The 1,299-nt window shown below is 58.7% G+C and carries 1 protein-coding gene and 1 pseudogene; one reads left to right on the forward strand and one right to left on the reverse strand.

The features are described from left to right. Nucleotides 1–146 precede the first annotated feature (146 nt). A complete protein-coding gene (locus XpopCFBP1817_RS20730; RefSeq protein WP_244171294.1) occupies nucleotides 147–599 on the forward strand; it encodes a copper chaperone PCu(A)C in 453 nt (150 codons plus the stop codon). A gap of 404 nt (nucleotides 600–1,003) precedes the next feature. On the opposite strand, the pseudogene XpopCFBP1817_RS21500 reads toward XpopCFBP1817_RS20730, so the two are convergent. Further along, nucleotides 1,004–1,299, reverse strand: a pseudogene (locus tag XpopCFBP1817_RS21500) (hypothetical protein); the annotation flags it as partial.

The following is a 1,299-nucleotide window of genomic DNA, read 5'->3' on the forward strand; positions in this document are numbered from 1 at the left end:
TTAGGGAAAATTGCTCTGGTGTGATCTCCATACCCGATAGTTTACTCGCTCAGGCCATTAGTGTTAACAGGCCCTAGTCGCGTCGATAACCCTGCAACCGGATCGCCATTGGCGCACGGTGCTGAAGTCGATAAGAGGAGAGAAAAATGAAAGCACGCGTCCTGTTTTTGCTTGCGTTATCCGCGTTGAGCCTTGCAGCCTGCCAACGCGCCCAAGAGCCCGGTGCCAGTGCTACACCGACTGAAAAGACATCCGCTTCAACGGCGCCTACTAGCGCCATGGCACGGGTCTTGGCAACAGACGCCTGGTCCCGCGCAACGCCTCCCGGCGCACCGGTTGCAGGCGGTTATGTCAGCTTGCAGAACCAATCGACCGTCCCCGATCGTTTGGTTGCAATAGCGTCGCCAGCAAGCGCGCAGGTGGAGATCCATGAAATGAACATGGACAATGGCGTGATGAAGATGCGGCGCCTCGACGAAGGACTCGCCTTGCCGCCGGGCGAGAAGGTCGTGCTTGGCCCTGGCAGCATCCACCTGATGTTCATCGCCCCGCACGCGCCATTCGAGGTGGGCAAACCCGTGACGGCAACATTGATTTAAGAGCATGCGCCGCGCCTGGATGTGCGCTTTGATGTCCGCTCGCTGGGTGCCTCGGAGCCTGATGACCACGGCCATGGCGAGCACATGCGGTGATCGGTTTGAGGGCCAAGGTTCCGATACTGAAGCCAAGTTGCGTCGCGATGGTCGGCAAGTTGATGCTGGAAGGTCCTTCCGACCATTGCCGCATCAAGTCGTCTGCTGCGCTATTTACCGAGAACCACAACGTGGTCCCCAGCAGCCGAGCAAAGACGATGACCGCAAGTGCGTGCAGGTAATGCGCGTGGCTCATCAGGAGCCGTGACTGCTGGCGAGGGGCATCTCAGACTGGCTTGGCGAACACAGCATGATCGTGAGCTACTGTTGTTGCATGCGGCTTTGAGTCCAGGCAAGTCGCATCGATCGTCTTACTTGGCGGCGGCTGTCGAGTCGGCGGTGGATTGCTGATCCAGCAAGCGCATGACCAGTGGCTCAAGGCTCGTCATTCCTGCTGCACGACCGATTGCGATTGCTTCATCGCGTGGTGCGCCGTTCGCTCTGCCTTTCTCCAGAGCGATCAGCGCGCCGACGCGATTGGAGCTGGCGCAGTGGATCAGCACATCACCGTGCACGCGTGCTTGATCTAGTAGGGCACCTCGAACAACCAAGTCGTAGCCGTGGTGACACGCACTGGATGATGACCATACCTTCAAAAAATCAGCGA

Origin of the sequence: Xanthomonas populi, from assembly GCF_002940065.1 — a bacterium.
GTDB classification, from domain to species: Bacteria; Pseudomonadota; Gammaproteobacteria; order Xanthomonadales; family Xanthomonadaceae; genus Xanthomonas; species Xanthomonas populi.

Excerpts from the sequence above, each read along its gene's own strand:
- XpopCFBP1817_RS20730 (WP_244171294.1), top strand. The coding sequence starts at position 147 with ATGAAAGCACGCGTCCTGTTTTTGCTTGCGTTATCCGCGTTGAGCCTT.